Genomic DNA, 23141 nt, shown 5'->3' on the forward strand with positions numbered 1-23141 from the left:
TAAATATATCAACAGGTTGCCATAAATATAGCAACCTGTTGATGTTAAGCTGGTTTATCCGCAGTTACAGACGGCCATGGCACAGTTTGTATTTCAAACCGCTGCCACACGGGCACGGATCGTTACGACGAATAACAATACCGCGTGCTTCCAGAGCTTCGGGGCTGAAATCTTCATCTTCTGCTACATTATCAGCAGCGAATACTTCTTGCTGCTCTTCTTCAGAGGCCGGTTGAAAACGCACTGAAATCAGCAATGAAGCAACGGTATGGCGAATATTGCTCCACATGGCCTGAAACATTTCAAATGCTTCGCGTTTGTATTCCTGTTTCGGATTTTTCTGGGCATAACCGCGCAGATGAATACCCTGACGCAGGTAATCCATATCGGCCAGATGTTCACGCCAGCGGCTGTCAATGATTTGCAGCATAATGTCGCGTTCAAATTTGCGCATGGTGTCGATGCCAACCAGTTCGACTTTATGAGCATAATCTTTTTCTACTATATCCAGCAGACGTTCAGAAATGCTTTCGTTGTCGAGGCTGTTGTCTTCTTTAAGCCAGTCATTGATGGAAACTTCAATGTTGTAATCAGCAGCCAGTTTGTTTTCCAGACCGGAAATATCCCACTGCTCCTCCATGCTATCCGGCGGAATAAAGCTGTCTACAGTATCAACAATTGCATCATGGCGTATTTCCTGCATCAGACCGTCAATATCGTTGCTGGCCAGAATATCGGCACGCTGATGATAAATAACCTTACGCTGGTCGTTGGCTACATCGTCGTATTCAAGTACTTGTTTGCGCATGTCGAAGTTACGGTTTTCGACTTTGCGCTGTGCTCCTTCAATCTGGCGATTGAGCATTCCGGCTTCTATGGCTACGCCGCGTTCAGGAGCCAGACGGTTAAGAATGGCTGTTGCACGGTCAAGTGCAAACAGGCGCAACAGCGGATCTTCAAACGACAGGTAAAAGCGGCTGGAACCGGCATCACCCTGACGACCGGCACGGCCGCGCAGCTGATTATCAATACGGCGGCTTTCATGGCGTTCGGTACCGATAATGTGTAAACCGCCAGCTGCAATCACGGCATCGTGGTCAATCTGCCATTGCTGCTGTAATTTGTCGATTTCGCTCTTTTTCGCTTCTTCGGTGAGGCTGTCGTCGGCATTAATGTCATCTATTTGCGGTTTGATATTGCCGCCGAGCACAATATCCGTACCACGACCGGCCATATTGGTGGCTACGGTAATCATGCCGGGGCGGCCTGCCTGAGCAATAATATCCGCTTCACGCGCATGTTCTTTGGCGTTGAGAACATTGTGCCTGAGGTGCTCTTTATCCAGTAAGGCGGATACCAGTTCGGAATTTTCAATACTGGTGGTACCAACAAGGATTGGCTGACCTTTGGCATGGCGCTCTTTGATATCGGCAACCACAGCTTCGTATTTTTCTTCGATAGAACGATATATCTGGTCGTTCAGATCTTTACGTATCATCGGGCGGTTTGGCGGGATGATAACGGTTTCCAGACCGTAAATATTCTGAAATTCGAAGGCTTCCGTGTCGGCAGTACCGGTCATGCCGGCCAGTTTGTCATACAGACGGAAGAAATTCTGGAAAGTAATGGAAGCCAGTGTCTGGTTTTCTTTGTTGATTTCCACGCCTTCTTTGGCTTCAACAGCCTGATGCAGACCATCAGACCAGCGCCGTCCGGCCATCAGGCGGCCGGTAAATTCGTCAACAATAATTACTTCGCCATCCTGTACCACATAATGCTGGTCGCGCTGGTAGAGTGTATAAGCCCGCAGCGCAGCCATCAGATGATGCATCAGCATGATATTGGTAGTGGAATACAGGGAATCCCCTTCCTGCAGCAAACCCATTTTGGTGAGAATCTGCTCGGCATGCTCATGCCCCTGATCACTGAGCACTACCTGCCGTGCTTTTTCGTCTACCCAGTAATCGCCCTCACCGTCTTCGCTTTTCTGGGCAATCAGCTGTGGCGGAATCTGATTCATTACCTGATAAAGGGTGACGTTATCGTCAGCCTGACCGGAAATAATCAACGGTGTACGGGCTTCGTCAATCAGAATAGAGTCTACTTCATCAACTACCGCAAATGAGAGCTCACGCTGCACTTTTTCGCTTTGATCACTTACCATGTTGTCGCGTAAATAATCGAAGCCGTATTCATTGTTGGTACCGTAGGTAATATCAGCCAGATAAGCGGCTTTTTTATCGGCATGATCCATGTTGCTGATAATGATGCCGACAGACATGCCCAGAAATTCATACAGCGGACGCATGATTCCGGCATCACGTGCAGCCAGATAATCATTCACGGTAACTACATGTACGCCTTTACCGGTCAGAGCATTCAGATAGACGGCTGTCGTGGCAACCAGAGTTTTCCCTTCACCGGTACGCATTTCGGCAATTTTGCCATAATGCAGTACCATACCGCCGATAAGCTGCACATCAAAATGCCGCATACCGAGTACACGCTTACTGGCTTCACGGCATACGGCAAAAGCTTCTACCAGCAGGCTATCGAGTTTTTCCCCATCAGCCAGACGTTGTTTGAATTCAGTAGTTTTAGCCTGTAGTTCAGTATCGCTTAAAGCTTGAAGTTGTGGTTCGAGCGCATTGATTCTGGATACTTCTTTACGATATTGTTTCAAAAGCCGGTCGTTGCGGCTTCCGAGAATTTTTTTAGCTAAGTTTTTCAACATAAATCAACAGTCCGGCACCTGCTGGCGCAATAAATAGTAAGCTTGAAATAGGAGATTTTAACACAAGCGCCTACGCTGCAGTGCGGCTGTTTGCATGCCTGTGTCAATTATGTGCAATCTGAAGCTGTTCAGAAGTTACTGATTGCTGTTTATGGTGCTTAATATAATGGTAAAACCCTTTTTTCCAAGCACTGTCTGACACTATAGAAGCTGTTCATGTCTTTAACGCTGCTATGTGAAGATGAAAAAATTTATATGTAATACCGATTATTACTGTTCCGGCAACTGAATTTTATTTTAAAAATAGTTGATTGCACACCAGTATAAGAATAACGATTCACAATCAGGACAGAATAAATATTATTTATATTTATTTAATTTTGTCATACTGATTAAATTGATTTCTCATTGCTTAAAGCATCAGACAAATACACAGACTGAAATAGCTCAATTGTTTTTTTCACTTAAACGGCGCAGTGCTGCTGCCAGTTCCGGATGATGTGTTAAAGCTTCTGCCGAACGTGCCAGCGTATCGCGCGCCACAGGGCTTAAACTGGCATGCTTTACTGCTTCCGGTTTTGATTCTGCCGGCTGAACTTTAACCTTTACAGTTTCAATTGAATCATCAATCTGCCGCAGTTGCGGCAATAATGCCGGCAACACCATACGTAAACGCGAAGCAGCCATACTATTTTGCGCAATCACCACCAGACAGCCGGTGCGTACACAGGCGACATTAAACTGAGTTCGCATACTTGCCGGCAACTCCTGTTTCAGGCAGTTACTCAGACGCTGCCAGTGTGCGGATTGCTGCAATAATTGATTAAGCTGGGCGTTTTTTTTGCCGAATTGATTCAGGTTCATACTGCCATACTAACTTAATTTGCCGGTGACATCAGAATATTTGGTTTGATTTGAAAGTTATAGCTAAGTTTACACTTGTTATATCAGAAGCTGATTTTATCCGGTGATTAAAAGCCGTTCTCCATAATAATCTGTCCCGGTACTCTGTTACGGTGCATGCTATAGCCCATATCCAGTAAGGTCTGAAAAGTATCGGTAACCATAGCCGGATTACCACACAGCATAAAACGGGTTTGTTCAGGGATGAAACTCAAACCCAGACCTTCTGCCAGCGTACCATTCTGCAATAATTGCGGCAAACGCTGACCGAGTGCTCCGGCAGTCGGTTCACGGGTAACCACCGGCTGGTAAGTCAGTTGATCTGTATATTCGCCAATCAGAGGGTGATGGATTAACTCGTTTATATGCTGGCTGAAAATCAGTTCATTGGCATGTGAAACAGAATGTACCAGCCCGATATGCCGGAAACGTTCCCAGACAGCAGGCTGTTGCAGCATAGACAGAAACGGCGCAATGCCGCTGCCGGTACTGAGCATGATCAGCTGCTCGCCATCAGTAAATCGCCCCGGCAGAAAAAAGCCAAAAGCGGTTTTATCCAGCAGTATAGAATCGCCTGCCTGCAATTGTGCCAGCCGGGCGCTCATCGGTCCGCCTTCAATCAATACTACAAAGTATTCGAGTGTATCTGCATATTCGGCAGATACAACAGAATAGGCGCGCCAGATAAAACCTGCGCCGTCACGAAAGCCCAGACGCGAAAACTGACCGGCACTGAAGCGATAGGCTTCAGGCCGTGTGATGGCAAAAGTCAGCAGTTTAGGGGTATGCTGTTTAACCCAGAGTACGGTTTCTTCAGTAAATTTGGCTTCTGCGGCAGCCTGCATGCAGTTATTCCTGTGTGTGTACCACCGCCTGAGCGGTGACAGTATGATTACAGTCTGATATCGATATCCTGATATTTTCGGCTGGCTTCGGTATGACTGATTTCAATACCATCACTTACTGCCCATTTTCCATCATTAATACGCTGGTATTGCAGGCTGAAACTGCCATCACCGATTTTATGCAGGGTAAAGGTTTCGCCCGCCGGAATATAAAAGGTGCGTATAGCTGTAAATTTACCGGCGTGCAATTCGTATAATTGGGCAAATACCGGCGATTGCAAGGAGGTGGCATGTACGACAATATTGTTATTGCCGCGCTCACGCAAAACCGGATAGCCGGATACATAAGCAGCTTTAAGCGGGAAAAGCTGTCCATTGGGTGCCGCGGTAACTGGCATGCTGCTCTGCTCATTAACGTTATTAGCCGGCGGATATGCCAGCCTCCACCACACTCCGCCCATAGCAATCAGTACGGCAATCCCCACAATCCATAACCAGCCGTGACCGCGTTCGTGCAGGTCGACAACTTTATCCTGATGGTTAGGCAATAAAACCGGAGGCGCAAATGGTGTCTGCCGGCGCGCCAGCAATGCCGGTGACAACCTTGCCTGCAGGCTTTGCCGCGCAATCCACACATCATGATGATGGCGCTGCTCCGGATCAGACAATACTGCATATGCTTTATTAATCTCAGCCATACGCTGATGTGCCTGCGGATTATGCGGATTGCGGTCAGGATGGTATTTTTGTGACAAAGCCCGATAGGCCGCACGAATGACTTCGTCGGATGCCCCTTGAGCAACATTTAATACTTCATAATAATTGTGCACGGATTTTTCACTTACACAGGTTAAATCAAGGTATTGAGTGCATGATTGATATCATCCCAGATATCTTCAATATCTTCGATACCGGCTGAAATACGCAGCAGGCCTTCACGGATGCCCAGTGATTCTTTAACTTCTTTACTCATGCCGCTATGCGACTGGCTGGCACTGTGATTAATCAGGCTTTCGACGCCGCCAAGGCTGGCCGCCATCCGAATCATGCGCAGATTTTTTATCACACTATTGGCTGCTTCGCGACTGTTCTGACGTAAATAAATGGAGACCACTCCGCCAAAACCATGCTGCATCTGTTTACAGGCGATATCATGGTGTTCATGTTCCGCCAGACCCGGATAAAATACTTTTTCTACCGCAGGGTGCTGCTGCAAGCGTCTGGCCAGCTCAGCCGCATTGGATAAATGCCGGTCCATACGTACAACCAGTGTTTTGATACCGCGTAATACCAGTGCACAGTCCATCGGACCGGCCACGCCGCCGGTATTAATACTTAAGGCACGTAATAATTTTGCATGTGCAGGATCTTTTACCACAACAATACCCATCAGCACATCTGAATGTCCGCACAGGTATTTGGTTGCGGAATGAAAGACGATATCCACACCCAGATTCAGCGGATTCTGTACGTAGGGTGTCGCAAAAGTATTATCCATACCGACAATGGCACCGGCAGCTTTGGCTTTAGCAGACAGTTCGGCGATGTCTACCAGACGCAGCAGCGGATTACTCGGGGTTTCCAGCCATACCATTTTTACTTTGGTCTGTGCCAGTATCCGGTCCAGATTATCCGGATTGGTAAGATCGGCAAAAATAACGTTAACACCCCACTGGGCATATACTTCGGTTAATAAATCATAAGCTCCGCCATAAATATCGGCTACCGCAACAATGGTATCACCCGGCCGCAGAAAAGTACGCCACACAGCATCGATTCCGGCCATACCACTGCCATAGGCAAAACCGGCACAGCCATTTTCCAGCTCGGCGACTGTGTCTTCAAGTACTTGCCGTGTCGGATTGGAAATACGCGCATAACGGAACGGAATATTTTCGCCGATTTCATTCATGGCGAACATGCTGTTCTGATAAATAGGCGGCATTAGGGCACGGTTATGTTCTTCCGGCTGATAACTGGAATGGATGGTCTGTGTGGCAAATTTCATATTTTCTCCGTTTGATTACTGGTTTTGCTGTTCAGACAGCTGTTTATACGGGTAACGGCATTAGTACTGAGGCTGCTAGTTTAGCACGCACTCTGGTTATCAGGCAGCATGCTGTTTCTTTTACACTAATCCCGACTGATTTGCTCGGAATTAAGGCATACAGTATAATTTTACGCCTTATATGCCGGCGTTTTCTGTGGTTTAACTATACTGCGCCGGCTGGATTCAGATTTGTTTTGCAAGGAAAATTATCAGAATGGACACTATTGCCGACGTGCAAAGCAGTGTTGATAAACGCAATATGCCAATCAATCAGGTTGGTGTGAAAGGCTTACGCCTGCCGCTGAGTATTATTTGTGCTGCAGGTAAACAACATACTGTTGCTGATTTAACCATGACTGTGTCACTGCCGGCCGAACAGAAAGGCACACATATGTCACGCTTTATTGAGTTAATGCAGACACAGCATGAAAGTATTGATTTTGCTGTACTGCGGCAGCTGACTACCGCCATGTTAGAAAAACTTCAGGCAACAGCAGGTAAAATCAGTATGCGCTTTCCTTTTTTCCGGCAAAAGCAGGCTCCGGTAAGCGGTATTTCCAGCCTGCTGGATTATGAAGTGGTACTCAGTGGCGAAATTCAGGCTGGTATTTATCAGCAAACATTACAGGTTATTATTCCGGTTACCAGCCTGTGTCCGTGCAGTAAGGAAATTTCTGCTTACGGGGCGCATAATCAGCGTTCACATGTCACTGTTACGCTGGTATGCACTGAATCAATTGCTGTTGAAGAAATTATTGATCTGGTAGAACAACAGGGTTCATGTCAGTTATACGGTTTGCTGAAACGGCCGGATGAAAAGTATGTTACTGAATATGCTTATGATAACCCCAAATTTGTTGAAGATATGGTTCGTGATGTTGCTACCGCGCTAAAAACTGATACACGTATTCAGTCTTTTACTGTAGAAAGTGAAAATTTTGAATCTATTCATAACCATTCTGCCTATGCACTGATACAATACCCGTAAACTGATTGTTTGCAGACTTAGCTTTATCTGGTAAACGAAATCAGAAAGCACTTAAGGGGAGATAATGACTACCCTTCGGTTCTGCCGGTAGTCATTTTCTTTGTTGATTGTTCAGGTTGAAATTACACTGGTTACAGTGACCATTTTTTATGTATCACAATCCTACCCGTTCTCGTGTCTGTATGACTTCCCTGTTAAAACTGATGTTTATGCTGCTGGTATTGCTGCTGGGGCTGAATAGTGCAGTGCTGGCTGCGGACAATAAAAAATTATTACCGCCGGAACAGGCTTTTGTACCGGAACTGATTGTTCATAATCAGGATATTCGTGTACATTTTGTTATTGCCGACGGCTATTACCTGTACCGGAATAAAATTCAGATTACTACTGAACCGGCAGATATCTTTGGTGAAGGACAATTTATCCGGCAGGGACAGCAAAAGCACGATGAGTTTTTTGGCACCCAGCAGGTTTACTATAATTATGCAGACGCAGTCTGGCACTATAGATCAGATGCACAGACTGTTCCGTATCAGTTAACTTTATCTTATCAGGGCTGTGCAGATGCAGGAATCTGTTATCCGCCGGTAGAAAATACATTTACCATCAGCCGTACCGGCAAATATCGTATTACGCCACAATCAACGCATATTCAGCCAGTCCCGCCGGATACTTTTACTGATCCTCCGGTTAAAGCTCCGCCACCAGAGTGGTCAGGCAGCTCAGGCGGGGACAGTCTGTTTCAGCTTTCCCGCGCAACACTGATTACCAATTTAATGACATTTTTTATTGCCGGTATGGGATTGAGTCTGACAGCATGCATGTATCCGCTGCTGCCGATAGTATCAGCCATCGTCATGGGTACCCGCCGGAAAACCACTAAATTGCGGGCATTTATCCTATCATTTGTTTATGTACAGGGGCTCGCTTTTACCTATACTATTGTTGGTATTGTTACTGCCCGTACCGGTGCGTTTCTGACCGGATGGCTGCAACAGCCTGCGGTAGTGCTGGCTGCCGCAGCCATACTGGTGATACTGGCTTTATCAATGTTTGATTTATACAGTATTCAGTTGCCGGCACGCTGGCAGACGTTTTTTCAGCGGGTCAGCGGCCGCTTTCATGGCGGACATTTGCTCTCTGTGCTGATAATGGGGGCATTGTCAGCGCTGATTGTCGGTCCCTGTGTCGCACCACCTCTGGCTTTTGCACTGGGTTATATTGCGCAGAGCGGGGATGCTGCTCTGGGCGGCATGGCTCTGTATGTTATGGCGCTGGGTACGGGCATTCCGCTGATTCTGATTTCTGTATTCGGTGTGCATATTCTGCCCCGTGCCGGTAAGTGGATGATTGGTGTCAAATATCTGTTCGGTCTGATGCTGCTGGGTGCCGCTACCTATATTGCCACTCCGTTTCTGAATTACTATCTGGTAGTCACTATTTATACTTTGCTGATGCTGATACCGGCAATCTATTTAGGCTGGCAGTGGTATCATTCATCAGCACGTCAGCGCTGGTTTAATGCGATTATCGGTATACTGTTTCTGGCTTGCGGGATTGGTTTTGTTTCTGCCAGCATAATGAACTGTGTGACGCCTTTACATCGTTTTCTTACTTTAACACCGCCAAACGGTCAGCATTTTGGTCGTTATTTCGATAAGCCGGAACAATTGCGTCAGGCTATGCAAGAGTTGTTTGATGAAGATCCGAATAAGCCGGTACTGGTAGATTTTTATGCAGACTGGTGTATATCCTGCAAGGAAATGACCGCATTTACTTTAAGTAAAGCTTCAGTCAGACGGGTAATTGAAGAAAAGCGTTTTTTGCAGATTGATGTAACCAATAATACGCCGGCACAACGCAGAATGATGCAACGCTATGGTCTGTACGGACCTCCGGGATTATTTGTTGTACACAGAAACGGCTATCGCAGCCAGCCACTGATTGGCTATGTACCGGCATCAGAATTGTTAAGCTGGTATGACAAACAAGTACAGAAAGCACAATAAATTCACAGCCTCTTTGCTTGCAAAGAGGCTGTTGCACAGAGAATTAACAGTGCATACTTTTTCTGTTTGAGTGTGTTTCAATCCTGATAATGACGATCAGCCACTTTCAAAGCGCGCCGTGCCAGTGCCAGATTGGCTGTTTTGCGGTCGAGTACCATAAACATAAACACACCTTGAACATTCTTCATCGGCCGTAATAAATAATATTGTTTATGCAGGCTGATAAGAATATCGTCTATAGCATCTTCATTGTTGTCCTGACCATAAAGGCGCTCAATAGCTTTTATTTCTGAACGTACAATTTCGGTATTGCCGGCGGACAGAATGTCAAGATCCATACCTGACGGACTAACCCCGTCTATAAACATTCCGCTTTCATAATCCACGACAGCACACGCCATGACACCTTTAGTTGCCGCTAACTCACCAATGACGCCATCAAATCTCACTGTGATATCCTTCTTTATATTGCCAGTATTTTAATATGGCAGAGTATTTAATTACCTATTTTCCAATTTTTTCCAGCTTTTGACCAGTATTAACTAATTTTTATTAAAATTTTTTAGTTTAAATTCTGTAAATATACTTTTATGTCAACGCAATAAAAACAGCTAAAGGCACAAAATCATTTTGACTAATCGCTCAGGCAGCTCCGGTACAGCTATAATAACAACCTTAACTGGTGCCGGATGCTGTTATGCTGTATGTTTATCAATCCAATCAATTATCTGATTTAGCTGCTTTATTTGCCAGCGTATATCAGCATACCTCACCACAGTCAGCATGGGCTGCAACAGAAATCGTGGTACAGAGTCAGGGTATGCGCCGCTATCTGAATCACTATCTGGCTCAGGAGCACGGTATTGCCGCCAATCTGCATTTCAGTCTGCCGGCCAGCTACATCTGGCAATTAACCCATCAGGTATTACCGCAAACACCAGCGCTTAACCCGTTTCAGTCAGAAGTATTGCGCTGGCGCTTACTGGGATTGTTTCATAGCCCGGCGTTCAGACAACCCCAATTATGCCAAACTGCTACCGCACTACATTCTTATCTTGATAGCAGTACTCAGGCACCTTACCATCTAGCTGGAAAACTTGCTGATATGTTTGACCAATATTTAATCTATCGCAATGATTGGATAAATAATTGGCAGGAAAATAAATCTGCGAATCTGGGTGAAGATGAGCAATGGCAGGCAGAGCTATGGCGCTGGCTGAACAATGAATCAGATTTACCACACCGCGCCGGCTTAATGCAGAAATTTCTGAGCAAACTTGATTCTGAACATTTACCTGAGCGGATATTCGTATTCGGTATTGCCACACTGGCACCGGTTTATCTGCATGCACTACAGGTAATAGCACAATATACTGATGTGCATATATTTGCGGTAAACCCGTGTGCTGAGTACTGGGGCAATGTGCTCTCAGCAGATATGCTGCTCAATAGTCAGGAAACAGACCTGAGTGTGGTTGGTCATCCTTTACTGGCCAGTCTGGGCAAACAGGGGCGGGATTTTTTTGATGCACTCAATGATCTGGGTGAAGTAGTGTATATGCCTTCTGTCTATGCTCAGTGTGATGAAGTGGCAGATACTCTGTTACACCGTCTGCAAAACGATATTCAGTGCTTGCAGCATCCGAAACAGTCTGAACCACCCTACCGGCTGCAGGAATATGATAATTCCATTCAGATTGTGGCGGCGCATTCCTGCCTGCGTGAACTGCAAATTCTCAAAGAGCAGCTGATTCAGGATCTGGCCGCACATCCGCACTGGCAGCCGCAGGATATTGCGGTACTTACCCCTCATATTGGGCCTTATCTGCCTTTTATCCACGCAGTATTCGGACAAACGCAGGGCAACACGCCTGCTCTGCCTTACAATATTGCCGACGTTAAAATCAGCCTGCATGAACCCCTACTGCAATTATTCGAAAAACTGCTGCAACTGATGCAGAGCCGGTTTGATATAGAAACTGTGCTACCTTTGCTGGATGAATCTGCTCTGCGCGCACGTTTTGATTTAAACGACAGCGACGCAGAACTGATTCACCGTGTCTGGAGCGAACAAGGGGTACGCTGGGGTGTGGATGCAGATATGCGTCATGAATATGGCGGACAGGGTAAGCACTTTACCTGGCAGCAGGCGCGTGAACGTACGGTACTCGGCTGGCTGCTGCCGGAAAATAAATATACGGCACTGTGGCAGCAACAACTTCCGTGGTTCGGTGATATCGGCCAGACTGAAATTCTGGCACGCGCACAACAGTTAATAGATTGTCTGATTAAACATCATAGCTGCTGGCAAAAAGCAGCTACCATTCCCGAATGGATTGCGCGTACACGACAACTTCTGCGGGATTTAGCCGATACTGATTCTCTGTCCGGACATGCCATGCAGCAACTGGAAACCAGTCTGGCTGAATGGCAGGCGCAGGCAGCACTGGCACAATTTAATCTGACTATTGAACCGGCCATTGCAATCGAGCATTTGCAGAATTATTTATCCACTACCCGTCAGGCCGGATTTCTGCGCGGCGGGATTACCTTTTGCAGTATGGTACCGATGCGCAGCCTGCCCTTTCGCTGTATCTGTCTGCTCGGTCTGAATGACGGCGAATTTCCCCGTACTACAAAATCTGCTGCTTTCGACCTGATTGCACAGCACCCGCGCCGTGGCGATCGTGCCCGTCGCAACGATGACCGTTATCTGTTTCTTGAATCTATTTTAAGTGCGCGCGAAAAACTGTATTTGTCGTATATCGGTAAAGATATTCGTAAAAACGAAGAACTGGCCCCCTCTGCTCTGCTTTATGAGCTGACCGATGTTCTGGCCGCCATGACCGGCTGTAATCCGCTGGTATTTAATCAGCAGCATATCATCAGACACCCATTACAACCCTTTTCCTATCGCTATTTTAACGGCGATTTAGTCAGCTGCCGCAGTGATTACGCCACGGCACTGAATCAGAATACAGATAAGCCTGCGCCATTTTATGCAAAAATAACTGAACCGGAAAAACAAAATCAGGAAGTTGATATTGAATCCTTTATCCGGTTCTGGCGTAATCCGGTACGTCACTGGCTTCAGCAGCAGTTACAATGGCAGGCACCCTATCAGGAAACACCAATCAGTGCAGCAGAACCGTTTGCAATTGAAAACAGTGCATCGATTTATACTGCCTATACCCGTGCACGCCGGCAGCATCTGGATTTTGCTGAGGTAGATGCAGCACTGGCAGTAAGCGGACTGGTGCCTGAAGGCGAGCTGGGCGTGATTGTCAGCCAGGTTTTACGCAATCAGACACTGGCTCTGGACAGCAGCATACTGTTCAGTCCCGCTGTCGCCGATATTGCCTTTATTTTTGAACACGAACAGTTACAGCTAAGTGGCAACATCAGCCGTTTACATCAGTGCGGGCAGCTGATTGAACGGAATCACGCCCCGACAGCACCGGATAATATTGAGTTATATCTGCGCCATTTACTCCTCTGCGCTACTGAAAGCGAAGGTGCACAGGACACATATGAGCTTTATCCGGCCAAACCGCGCATGCTGGCAGCAATGAGCCTGATTGATGCGCAAGCACAACTGGCTTTATGGCTTGAGTATTACCGGCTAGGACAAAGCCGGCCACTGCCCTTTTTTCCGAAAACCAGCCTTACCACTGCCCTTAAGTGGTATCGTAACCGGCAAAAGAAAAACCGTGCACCTGAATATGGTGCCGAAGAACGCAGTACCGCGTTTAAAGTCTATGCAGACAGCCATAACGGAAAACCGCAGGCCGACTATCCTGAAGTAGCTCAGGTATTTGGCCGCGATGAAGAACTGCCGATTGACACCCCTCTGTTCTGGCAACTGATTGAAGAATTACTGCTGCCCATGACAGCAGCGTTGGAAACCGCTGATAAATTATAATGAGCCAAGCATTAAATCCGATTACCATGCCCTTAAACGGCAGCAGCCTGATTGAAGCTTCTGCCGGTACCGGGAAAACCTTTAACATTGCCGCCCTGTTTGCACGGCTGGTGTTACTGGAACGCATGCCGGTTGACGCTATTCTGGTGGTCACTTTTACCAAAGCAGCTACAGCGGAGCTGAAAACCCGTCTGCGTACCCGCCTTAATCAGGCTCTGACTCTGTTACAAAATAATCTGCCTGCGGAACAGAATGACCCGATACTGCAACAGCTGATTGACTGTGCCCGCAGTCAGGATGATGATGCCAGCCTGATTCTACGTCTGCAGGCAGCCATTACCCAGTTTGACCGTGCAGCCGTTTACACCATTCACGGATTCTGCCAGCGCGTACTCACTGATTATGCCTTTTTATGCCAGACCCCATTTGATACGGAAACTATTGAAACTGATCCGGAAATGCTGTGCCGGTTTGCCGAAGACTTCTGGCGGCAGCAAGTAAGCAATAACAGCAGTATGGCCACGCTGGCTGTCACTTACAAACTTACCCCTGCCCGGCTTATGCAGGAAATGGGACGGCACTGCGGCATGGTAGATTTACAGGTACGCCAGCCGCCGGTTGCGGATATAGCCGGCATAAATAACTGCTGGCAACAGGCATGGCAGAGCGTATGTACACATTTCAGCCTTATTCAGGATTCATTCTGGCAGTTACATCAGCAACTAAATGGCAATATTTACCGCCAGAAAAGTTATCAGCAGCTTTTCACCGACCTGCAGCAGGTAATGGAAAGCGAAGTAAACTGCCATTCTTTTTCTTCTTCTGTACTGGAAAAATGTGCCAAACTGGCTTCATCCCAGCTACAGGAAAACACCAAAAAAAATCAAACACTCAATAATGAGCTGATAGCTAACATTGCCCCACTGGTCGAACTGGCAGAAGCTGTTGCTGCCATGCTGATTGCAGAAGACAGCATATCACTGCAATTACAGCTGGACTGTTTTAACTACGTGCGCCAGTGTCTGAATCAGCACCGGCGCAACAGCCACCAGCGCAGCTTTGACGATTTACTGGCAGATCTGGGTCTGGCACTGTCTGCGGATAATCCCATGTCTGAAACACTGGCCGCAGCACTGGCGCAAACATGGCAGATTGCACTAGTAGACGAATGTCAGGATACTGATCCGTTGCAGTACCGAATTTTCAAAACCGCGTTTGCCGAACAAAACCGCCCGCTTATTATGGTGGGTGACCCGAAACAGGCTATTTACCGTTTCCGTGGTGCTGATATTCACGCCTATCTGCGTGCCGCTGCCGATACCCCGCCACAGCAGCGCTATACCCTAACTACTAATTACCGCAGCCATCAGGCACTGGTACAGGCCATTGGCCTCCTGTTCAGCGGCAAAAAGCTGCCTTTTATTCTTGAGGGTATCAGCTATCCTCAGGTTCAGGCACAGGCAGAAAATAACCGTCTGCATTACAGTCACGACAATACTGTTATACCGGCGGTAGTGGTGCGCTGGCTGCATGAAAAAATAGATGTCAGCGATAAGGGAGCGGAAATTATCCCGAATAAAGACAGTCTGCGGACACGTGCGGCCGAATATTGTGCCTATGAAATTGCCGGCATGATTAATCAGGGTATGCGCGGAGAACTGCTACTGAGTAACCGTCCGTTACAGGCTGGCGATATTGCCGTATTGGTGCATTCACATAATGAAGGCCGCATGATTGCCGGCGCATTGAAACGCTGCGGCATCATGAGCGTCTCTCTTGGAAACCATTCAGTTTTTTCCAGCACTGAGGCACAGGCTGTCGAGGCTCTGTTACGTTTCTGGCTGCAACCGCAGCGCACTGAAACATTACGCTTTATCCTTGGCGGTGTATTGTTCGGCTGGACAGCAGCACAGCTGGCAGAACTGAACCGGAATGAAAATACACTGAGCGAATGGATACAGCTGGCACTGCAAACCCGCGAACAATGGCAGCAGTATGGTATTTATCCTGCCATACAGTGGTTTGCCGGCCAGACCGGCATGGAAATCAGATTGCTTACACAGCGCAATGAGCGCAGCCTGACCAATCTGTGGCAACTGGCCGAATTACTGGCTGCTGCTGAACAAACCCTGCCGACGGCCAACGCCCTGCTGAACTGGCTGACCAGTGCCATCAGCAACGAACGGTCAGCAGGTGAAAGCAGTCTGCTGCGACTGGAAAGTGATGAAGCACTGGTTAAAATTGTGACCATGCATGCTTCCAAAGGGCTGGAATATCCGGTGGTATTCTGTCCGTTTGCATGGGATGGTAAAGAGACCATTAATAATCAGGAACACTGGCAACGTCTGCATCAGCAGGATAAAGTGGAATTGATTGCCAATAGTTTGCTCAGTGACAGCGACCGGGATGAGCTGGAATGCGAAAGTATGGCCGAACGTTTGCGTCTGTATTATGTAGCCTTTACCCGGGCACGCGAACAACTGATACTGTACACTGCCGCCTGCAACAATACCGCCAGTAACCCCATGGCATGGCTACTGGACGGACAGCCGGACAATACCCTGAAAGAATCACGCCAATTCTGGCAGGAAACCCATAAGCCCAATCTGCCCAGTACTTTACGTGCTGCATGGCATCAATGTCTGGCTGCCGGCAACCCTGAGCTGTTTCAATGGTGTGAAGGTAATGTAGACCCTGCCTGTATTGATATCAGTAAAAAACCCGAACAACCTTATCGTGCACTAACACCGACAGTAAGGACTTTTCAATCCATACGCTATACCAGCTTCACCAGTCTGAGCCGGCATGATTACAGTCACCGCGAATCTGCTCCGGAAGAAGAAAAAATAGCACCTGCGCTGGATCAGGCTGAAGTACAGATTCAGCCGCTGAGCCCCGATACAGAAGCGGAAACACCTGTGCTCGCATTCGAGCGCGGTATCAACGCCGGACTTTGTCTGCATGCCATACTGGAACAGACCGAATTCAGCCTGCCGGCTACTGCAACGGAACAGGAGCATATTCTCGACTGTCTGGCGCGTTATGGTTTCGACAGCCGGCACAGCACCACCATGCAGACGCTTACTGATACCGTACGCCAATGCCAGCTGTCACCACAAACCATTATTGCAAACATACCTAAAGCACAACGAGTGGCTGAAATGAATTTCATGCTGCGGGTTGCCGATTTCAGTATCGCAGATTTACAACAGTGGTTTACCCACACATCCGGATTACCGCAATGTTGTGTTCAGGCAGCACAGGAGCTGGATTTTGCTACGGTAAACGGATTTATCAACGGGGCTATCGATCTTCTAGGCGAAGACCGGCATGGTCAGGTATATGTTATTGATTACAAATCCAACCATTTGGGAAATCGTCTGTCAGACTATACTCGGGAAAACATGGACGAGGCTATTGCCAGACATCATTACTACCTTCAGGCACTCATTTACAGCATTGCCTGTGCACGATTTCTGCACAGTCGCCGGCAGCTTCCGCCCAGTATCAGCGTACGTTATCTCTTCCTGCGCGGACTTAATCCGCACAACCAGAATGGCATATGGAAATGGGATATAGACACAGCCAGTCTCAGACCATGGCTAGTAGAACATGACAAAGTATAGCAGCTGCGGTATATTAACCATTCCAGCCGTATTTTTCGCTAAGGAAGCAACAACATGCTCAACAAGCCCGAAGAATTTATCATGGCCATACTTGCCGGCATATGGGTCGTTATCACCTTTATTATCTGTCGCTATCTGCATCTGCCAACTGATACGGGTTTATTAGTTACTACCCTGACATTGATATGGGCGCTGGTATTTTTCCTGTTATGGCAGCGCGGGCGTACATGCAAAATCTGGCCGGTTTTTCTGGGGCTTCTGGTTATGTGCTGGTGGCGCGCTATTTGTTACTCATCTACCGAGATTATTCTTAACAATGATAACAGTACCTCCACACTGGTACACTGGTACGGCAGCTGGACAGCTCTGATTATTTATGCGCTGATTCCGGTCATTGCCGGTTACGGATTCAAGTGGTGGCAACATAAACGCCGTAAACCACAAGTAACGGCTTGAGGTTGCAGTTTACTGAGATAGTCTGATACATATTGTTAAAAATACAATTAATACAAAAATTCGGATTAATGAGATTATAGGTAATCAAATTAAGATTATCGCTAGGGGCTGAATAAATTGAAAAAAAATCGATTTATTGAATTTTTTAACCCACAAAACTCCCTGAAGCTTTCGTTAATTTATTTAACTATCCTTTATCTTTTCGGGACGCTTTTGCGACCACCTTTCTGGTATCCCTATTTTAACACTGACATTGAATTTCTCTTAATTTATGGCTGCTTATATCTCTTTGGTCTTTTATTAATATGGATATTCGGGTTAACAATAAAACAGATTTTTTCTGCATACTTTAATGATAAACACAGTCCGAATAAGACACCATCAACCGTTACACTATTGTGTTATTCAATCAGTAATTTTCTGATTTGTGTTTTCTTTATTTATTTACAATCAATCACATATCAAGTTTTCATTTATTTCAATAATTTCCTTGTTTTTATTTATACCTTTGTTAACAGCATTGGTGCTTTTATTATTTTAATATTTAAACTTATCTGTCAGGTTTTATCATTTAAACGTCGTAGAACAGTTTCTGCTTCCGATAATTCATTAGCCATCAAAAAAACTAACACTGACCAAAAAGCCAGTACGGGTAAATTCAGTATTAAAAAGTTGCTCATTTTTGCAGCAGTTTATTTATTTGTGCTGACTTGCAGTAACAGCTTAATTGGCAGAGGATTAATGATTCCTTACTTTGAAGGTGACATACTTAATATCCTCTCTGTAGTAATGTTTCTGTGCTTTATACTTTACTGGATTGATATATTACTGGCCTTTGCTCTCGCTATCAAAGATAGTGTTACCCCAAAAAATCAAGTTGCATGGTCTGATTTATTCAATTATTTAACTTACAGCTCGGTCTATTATTTACTGGCACTCACTATTTTATATCCACTAACAGGCGAATTATCTGGCGCAATAGCCGAAGAGCAATTCGAAAATATATGGCTGATTAACTATTCGCTCTATATAATTTTAAATTATATTGGCGTACTCATTATTTTGTCGGTAAAAGCATTCCAAAAACCATTACCCGAATAATCAGTTTCCAGTAATGATTTATACCAGCTAAAAAGCACAATGTTATATCAATGAAATATTCATGGAATATTAAATAATATGTATTATTTAATATAGGGTTCGAGTAAAAAATTTATTATACAATCAAATCCAGCTAACGATACCAACCTTTAACTACCGGCTATTTCTCCCTTATTAAGATTGATACTTTTATTCAGTTGAGTAAATTCAGGAAATCACACCGGCAACAAGACCAATTAACCAGTAAGCTTATATACTGAAAAATTTTATTCGGATATCTGAAACACACCGATATTATGAACACAGCCACTATTACCAGTCTGATACAGCGCCAGCGTCTGCGACGCATGCGAATACTGGCTACCAGTTTGCTGATTATTGCCTGTGTTTTATTTGTTTTAAGCTGCCTGCTGCAAAAACAATATCCGGCTCTGGTCTATCTTAAAGCATTTACCGAAGCCGCCATGGTAGGTGCACTGGCAGACTGGTTCGCAGTTACTGCCCTGTTTCGCCATCCCCTTGGTCTGCCTATTCCTCATACCGCAATTCTGCCTCAGAAACAGGAAAGAATTGCCAATGAATTCGGACATTTTATTGAAAATAATTTTTTACAGGATAAAGCAATTGCCGGACGCATCTATCGTATGCATCCGGCCAGAAGAACCCTGCAATGGCTATGTGCTCCGCAAAATCAGCAAAAATGGCTGCCTGTTCTGACCAGCCAGATTCCGCTGCTGTTAAATACCGCCAGTGCCCGTGAAGTAGCCGGATTTTGCAGTCAGCTGCTAAACACCCAGTACAGCGGTGCCCGTCTGGGCAAAACACTGGCAAACTTTCTTCATTTAATCCATAAACAAGGTATTGATACACTGCTGATACGATCTTTACTGCAACAAATACGCCAATGGCTGCAAAACGAACAGACACGGGCACAACTTGAAAAAAGTCTGTTATCTTGGGTAAGTAAAATTGAAAAAAGCGATCCCAGTACTTGGGATAAATTTAAGGCTTCGCTGAAAACGACACTGACTGCACGTATTGATGACTGGGTCGCCGGCAAAGCACTCGATTGGGCAGACTCCTATATAGATGCGGTATTGGCGAACCCAAAGCACTCTTTCTGGCGCGCCTGCCGAAAACAGTTTCTCGTTACCGAACGCAAATTACGTCGCAGCCGGAGCTGGCACAGATGGCTTGCGGCCGGACGGCAGCAACTGCTGCGCTCTACAGCATTGCAACAAAGCATAATGGATTTATGGGATAGTTTTGTGGCATGGAGTGAACACGACACCAGCCAGAGTAATTCATGGTGGCAGCAGCAGCTTGGCCGGTTATCTACCCATATACAGCAGCAAGCCATGCAAAACCCGCGATTTATGCAGCGTCTGGATACCCGAATTACATTGTGTGCAAAACTCATCACTCGCCAGTATAAAAATCGCGTCAGTCAGTTCATTGCCGATAAAGTCAAAAGCTGGGACAGTAAACAAATGGTTGATAAACTCGAATTGAGTGTCGGGCGTGATTTACAGTTCATTCGTATCAATGGCACGCTTGTTGGCGGTTGCATCGGTCTGCTTATTTATATTGCATCTCAATGGATAGCCGCCTGAACATACATAAAATTACATTGAGTTAAAAAATTAAATTTATTCAAAGATTCATTTATATTTTTTAAGATATAATAAATTAAATTATTTCAGCCATTCAGGCACTCCCATGCATTATCGTGACAAATCTCTTTTCTTTTTAGCCCTGTCCTGTCTTATTTCTACAGTTCGTGCCCAGCCACAATCAGAAAATACAGAACCGCATACAGCAGAATTAAGTCCGGTAGTGGTGGTCGCTTCCAAACAAAGTACCTCGGGAGTTGAAGTAATCAACCCCAAAACAGCCCTTCAGCCTTTACCGGCACAGGACGGTGCTGATTTACTTAAATCAGTTGCAGGAATGAGTGTCACGCGTAAAGGCGGTAGCTCCGGTGATCCCCTGCTACGCGGTCTGGGCGGTTCGCGCCTGCTGATCAGTGCTGACGACCAGTTTGTACTGGGCAGCTGTCCCGGACGTATGGACCCGCCCACCTCCTATCTGTTTCCGGCCAGCTACGACAGAGTCATTATTACCAAGGGACCACAAGCGGTTAATCAGGGGCCGGGAATGATTAGCGGTTCTGTACGTTTTATCCGTGATGAAAAACCACTATCTCAGCCCACTGCCAAATTAGACAGTGCCTTTACAAAAGGATCATTCGGGCGCAGTGATGCTTATATCGACGGTACACTGGGTAATCAGTACGGCTGGCTTCGGCTCAATGCCAGTCACAATGAGTCTAAAGATTACAAAGACGGTAATGGAGACACCATTCATTCTGCATTCAAACGCAATAATCAGATGGCTCAGGCAGCTCTTACCCCATTTACTGACACCCTGCTGGCTGTACAATATGAACACAGCACCGGCCATGCCCGCTATGCCGACCGCAGTATGGATGGTACCCAGTTCGACCGTCATGGCTGGTCAATGAAATTGCGCCAGCAAAATATCACCAACTGGCTGAGTCAGCTACAGTTTGAATATGGCCGCAGTAAAATCGACCATGTGATGGATAATTTCAGTCTGCGTACTCCTGCACCGATGAAAATGGTTTCCGGTATGAGCAAAATGGCATCGGATATGCCCAATATGAATGGTATGCATACCACCATGCCGGTACGCCGCATGTATTCAGTAATGAATCCTTCGCGTGAAATAAAATCAGCTAAATTGTCAGCACAGATAGAGCTGGGAAATACACACAGTGAAATCGGTGCAGACTGGCAGAATGATGAAGTCAGCACCCGACCTATGGTAATGAGTACCAATAAACAGCAGGCAGAAAATTATTACAAACTGCCCTTTATCTGGAACCAGACTTATAAACGTCACGGTGCCTATATTCAGAGTGAATGGAATATAGATGATAATAACAGCCTCTTTGGCGGTTTTCGTCATGACTGGACCAGTACCCTGTTTAACCCGCAGAAAAATGCCATTGCCTCAAAGTATTTGCGCCAGCATCAGGGACTGAATGCCGGTTTTATCCGTCTGGAACACCACAACAATAAACTAACCAGCTATCTCGGCTATGGTATTGCCGAGCGTGCTCCTGATTACTGGGAACGCAGTAAAGCCAACGGCGAAAAATTGCGTAAAGAAACCAACCATGAAATCGATGCCGGTTTAAGTTATCAAGGTAACAGCATCAGCAGTTCAATTGATATTTTTGCAGGACAAATCAATGATTTTATTCTGATTGAAAGCATTAACAGCAAAAATTCAGCCCGTCAGATAGATGCGCGCCGCTATGGCTTCGAAGCCAGAACCAACTGGCAGTTCGCACCACACTGGAATCTTGGCGGCAGCCTCGCCTATACCTATGCCAGTAACCGCAGTGATAAACGACCACTGGCACAAACCCCGCCACTGGAATGGCGTACTTACCTCAACTGGGAAAACGAGCATTTCAGCGCCGGTGCCTTGTGGCGTGTTGTTACTAGTCAGCACCGCTATGCCAAAAATCAGGGCAACATTGTTGGCATGGACTTAGGTCAGAGCAGCGGCTTTGGGACACTGGCATTAAATGCCGGCTGGAAACCCGGTAAAAATATGCTGGTACAAATCGGAATCGACAATGTCTTTAACAAAACCTATGCCGAAGCAGTAAATAAATCTGCTTATGATTTTGATACCTATTCCGTACAACAATACCGAGTTAACGAGCTAGGACGCACACTGTGGGCACGGGCACAGATTAAATTCTGATAAATATTTCTTACCAAAGAAAAATAAAAACCCCGCAATGCGGGGTTTTAAATCACAAAACCGAACTACAGTAACAATAAATTATCGCGCTTTGGAGTGCAGCAACTTCTGTTGCTGACGCAAACGCCAATATTGCTGTTGCTGTTTCGGAGTCAGAATCTGATAGATATCATGTTCGCGTTTTAACTGTAAAAAATCATAATCAGCACGTGCCTGTTGCTGTTCAGCCCAAAGACGCTGTTCCTGTGCAATCATATTTTTAGCTTTAACATCATCAAATTGCTTATTTAATACCAGATTTTTACGCTCCTGTTGCAAATTAGCCAGAATCTGACGATTTTCATTGCTCATAAGCGGACGCTGGCTGGCATACTGATGATCAATTTTCTGTACCAGTGCCCTTTGCTGATTACTTAAATTCAACTGAGGCAAAATTGAATGTGGATTTACCGGACCCAAAACCGGTTTCTGCTCATGCACAACCACTGTTTCCGTTTCAGTGACTACTGCTGTCGGCGGCTGTTCTGTTCCAGCAGCAGCAAAAGCACCCATACTCATTGAAGACAAAGCAGCAAGCGTTACTACACGGATAAAAGTTTTCATAACACAACTCCTTGTTATTTGAATTGAGAATACATTCATATTTAACAAACAGTATTTCATAGTAGTATGTAAAATCATGAATATAATTGAAATTAATTAGTAA

The 23141-nt window shown here is 46.0% G+C and carries 15 protein-coding genes; 8 read left to right on the plus strand and 7 right to left on the minus strand.

Annotated features, from left to right (window positions below; translation table 11 throughout):
• Positions 1-64: 64 nt before the first annotated feature.
• The 5 genes from secA to H3U82_RS07470 form a co-directional block, all read right to left on the minus strand.
• Positions 65-2734 carry a preprotein translocase subunit SecA gene (secA, locus tag H3U82_RS07450; RefSeq protein WP_198209896.1) on the minus strand — a complete coding sequence of 890 codons (2670 nt, stop codon included), beginning with the start codon at positions 2732-2734 and terminating at the stop codon, positions 65-67.
• 447 nt (positions 2735-3181) lie between these two features.
• The gene (locus tag H3U82_RS07455; protein WP_198209898.1) at positions 3182-3598 is read right to left on the minus strand and encodes a DciA family protein; all 417 of its coding nucleotides are present in this window, start codon (positions 3596-3598) and stop codon (positions 3182-3184) included.
• A gap of 107 nt (positions 3599-3705) precedes the next feature.
• The gene (locus H3U82_RS07460) at positions 3706-4482 is read right to left on the minus strand and encodes a ferredoxin--NADP reductase (protein ID WP_198209900.1); all 777 of its coding nucleotides are present in this window, start codon (positions 4480-4482) and stop codon (positions 3706-3708) included.
• 47 nt (positions 4483-4529) lie between these two features.
• Entirely contained in the window at positions 4530-5312 is a 783-nt protein-coding gene (locus H3U82_RS07465; protein ID WP_084547743.1) for a J domain-containing protein, read from the minus strand.
• 20 nt (positions 5313-5332) lie between these two features.
• Positions 5333-6490: a PLP-dependent aspartate aminotransferase family protein gene (locus H3U82_RS07470; protein WP_025329993.1), complete on the minus strand. Its 1158-nt coding sequence runs from the start codon at positions 6488-6490 to the stop codon at positions 5333-5335.
• Positions 6491-6746: 256 nt separating this feature from the next.
• Here H3U82_RS07470 and folE2 point away from each other — a divergent pair, with 256 nt between their 5' ends.
• Entirely contained in the window at positions 6747-7520 is a 774-nt protein-coding gene (gene folE2 / locus H3U82_RS07475; RefSeq protein WP_198209902.1) for a GTP cyclohydrolase FolE2, read from the plus strand.
• 149 nt (positions 7521-7669) lie between these two features.
• Positions 7670-9529: a protein-disulfide reductase DsbD gene (gene dsbD / locus H3U82_RS07480; protein WP_232336123.1), complete on the plus strand. Its 1860-nt coding sequence runs from the start codon at positions 7670-7672 to the stop codon at positions 9527-9529.
• A 77-nt stretch (positions 9530-9606) separates the two neighbouring features.
• Here dsbD and H3U82_RS07485 read toward each other — a convergent pair whose 3' ends face one another.
• Positions 9607-9978, minus strand: a complete 372-nt coding sequence (locus tag H3U82_RS07485) for a hypothetical protein (protein ID WP_078474622.1) — start codon at positions 9976-9978, stop codon at positions 9607-9609.
• Between the two features lie 248 nt (positions 9979-10226).
• On the opposite strand from H3U82_RS07485, the gene recC reads away from it, so the two are divergent.
• The 6 genes from recC to H3U82_RS07515 all read left to right on the plus strand — a co-directional run bounded on the left by recC (position 10227) and on the right by H3U82_RS07515 (position 22435).
• Entirely contained in the window at positions 10227-13451 is a 3225-nt protein-coding gene (gene recC / locus H3U82_RS07490) for an exodeoxyribonuclease V subunit gamma (protein WP_198209904.1), read from the plus strand.
• Entirely contained in the window at positions 13451-17077 is a 3627-nt protein-coding gene (gene recB / locus H3U82_RS07495; RefSeq protein ID WP_198209906.1) for an exodeoxyribonuclease V subunit beta, read from the plus strand. The genes recC and recB overlap by 1 nt, the downstream gene beginning before the upstream one ends.
• Positions 17078-17131: 54 nt before the next feature.
• The gene (locus tag H3U82_RS07500) at positions 17132-17533 is read left to right on the plus strand and encodes a hypothetical protein (RefSeq protein ID WP_025329987.1); all 402 of its coding nucleotides are present in this window, start codon (positions 17132-17134) and stop codon (positions 17531-17533) included.
• Between the two features lie 117 nt (positions 17534-17650).
• The gene (locus H3U82_RS07505; protein WP_144340627.1) at positions 17651-18634 is read left to right on the plus strand and encodes a hypothetical protein; all 984 of its coding nucleotides are present in this window, start codon (positions 17651-17653) and stop codon (positions 18632-18634) included.
• 296 nt (positions 18635-18930) lie between these two features.
• On the plus strand, positions 18931-20247 hold the full coding sequence (locus H3U82_RS07510) for a DUF445 domain-containing protein (protein WP_174829769.1): 1317 nt from the start codon (positions 18931-18933) through the stop codon (positions 20245-20247).
• A 106-nt stretch (positions 20248-20353) separates the two neighbouring features.
• On the plus strand, positions 20354-22435 hold the full coding sequence (locus H3U82_RS07515) for a TonB-dependent copper receptor (protein WP_198209908.1): 2082 nt from the start codon (positions 20354-20356) through the stop codon (positions 22433-22435).
• Between the two features lie 81 nt (positions 22436-22516).
• Here H3U82_RS07515 and H3U82_RS07520 read toward each other — a convergent pair whose 3' ends face one another.
• Positions 22517-23038 carry a Spy/CpxP family protein refolding chaperone gene (locus H3U82_RS07520; protein WP_025329983.1) on the minus strand — a complete coding sequence of 174 codons (522 nt, stop codon included), beginning with the start codon at positions 23036-23038 and terminating at the stop codon, positions 22517-22519.
• Between the last annotated feature and the right edge of the window lie 103 nt (positions 23039-23141).

Origin of the sequence: Snodgrassella sp. W8132, assembly GCF_016100865.1 — a bacterium.
In the GTDB taxonomy this organism is placed as follows: domain Bacteria; phylum Pseudomonadota; class Gammaproteobacteria; order Burkholderiales; family Neisseriaceae; genus Snodgrassella; species Snodgrassella alvi.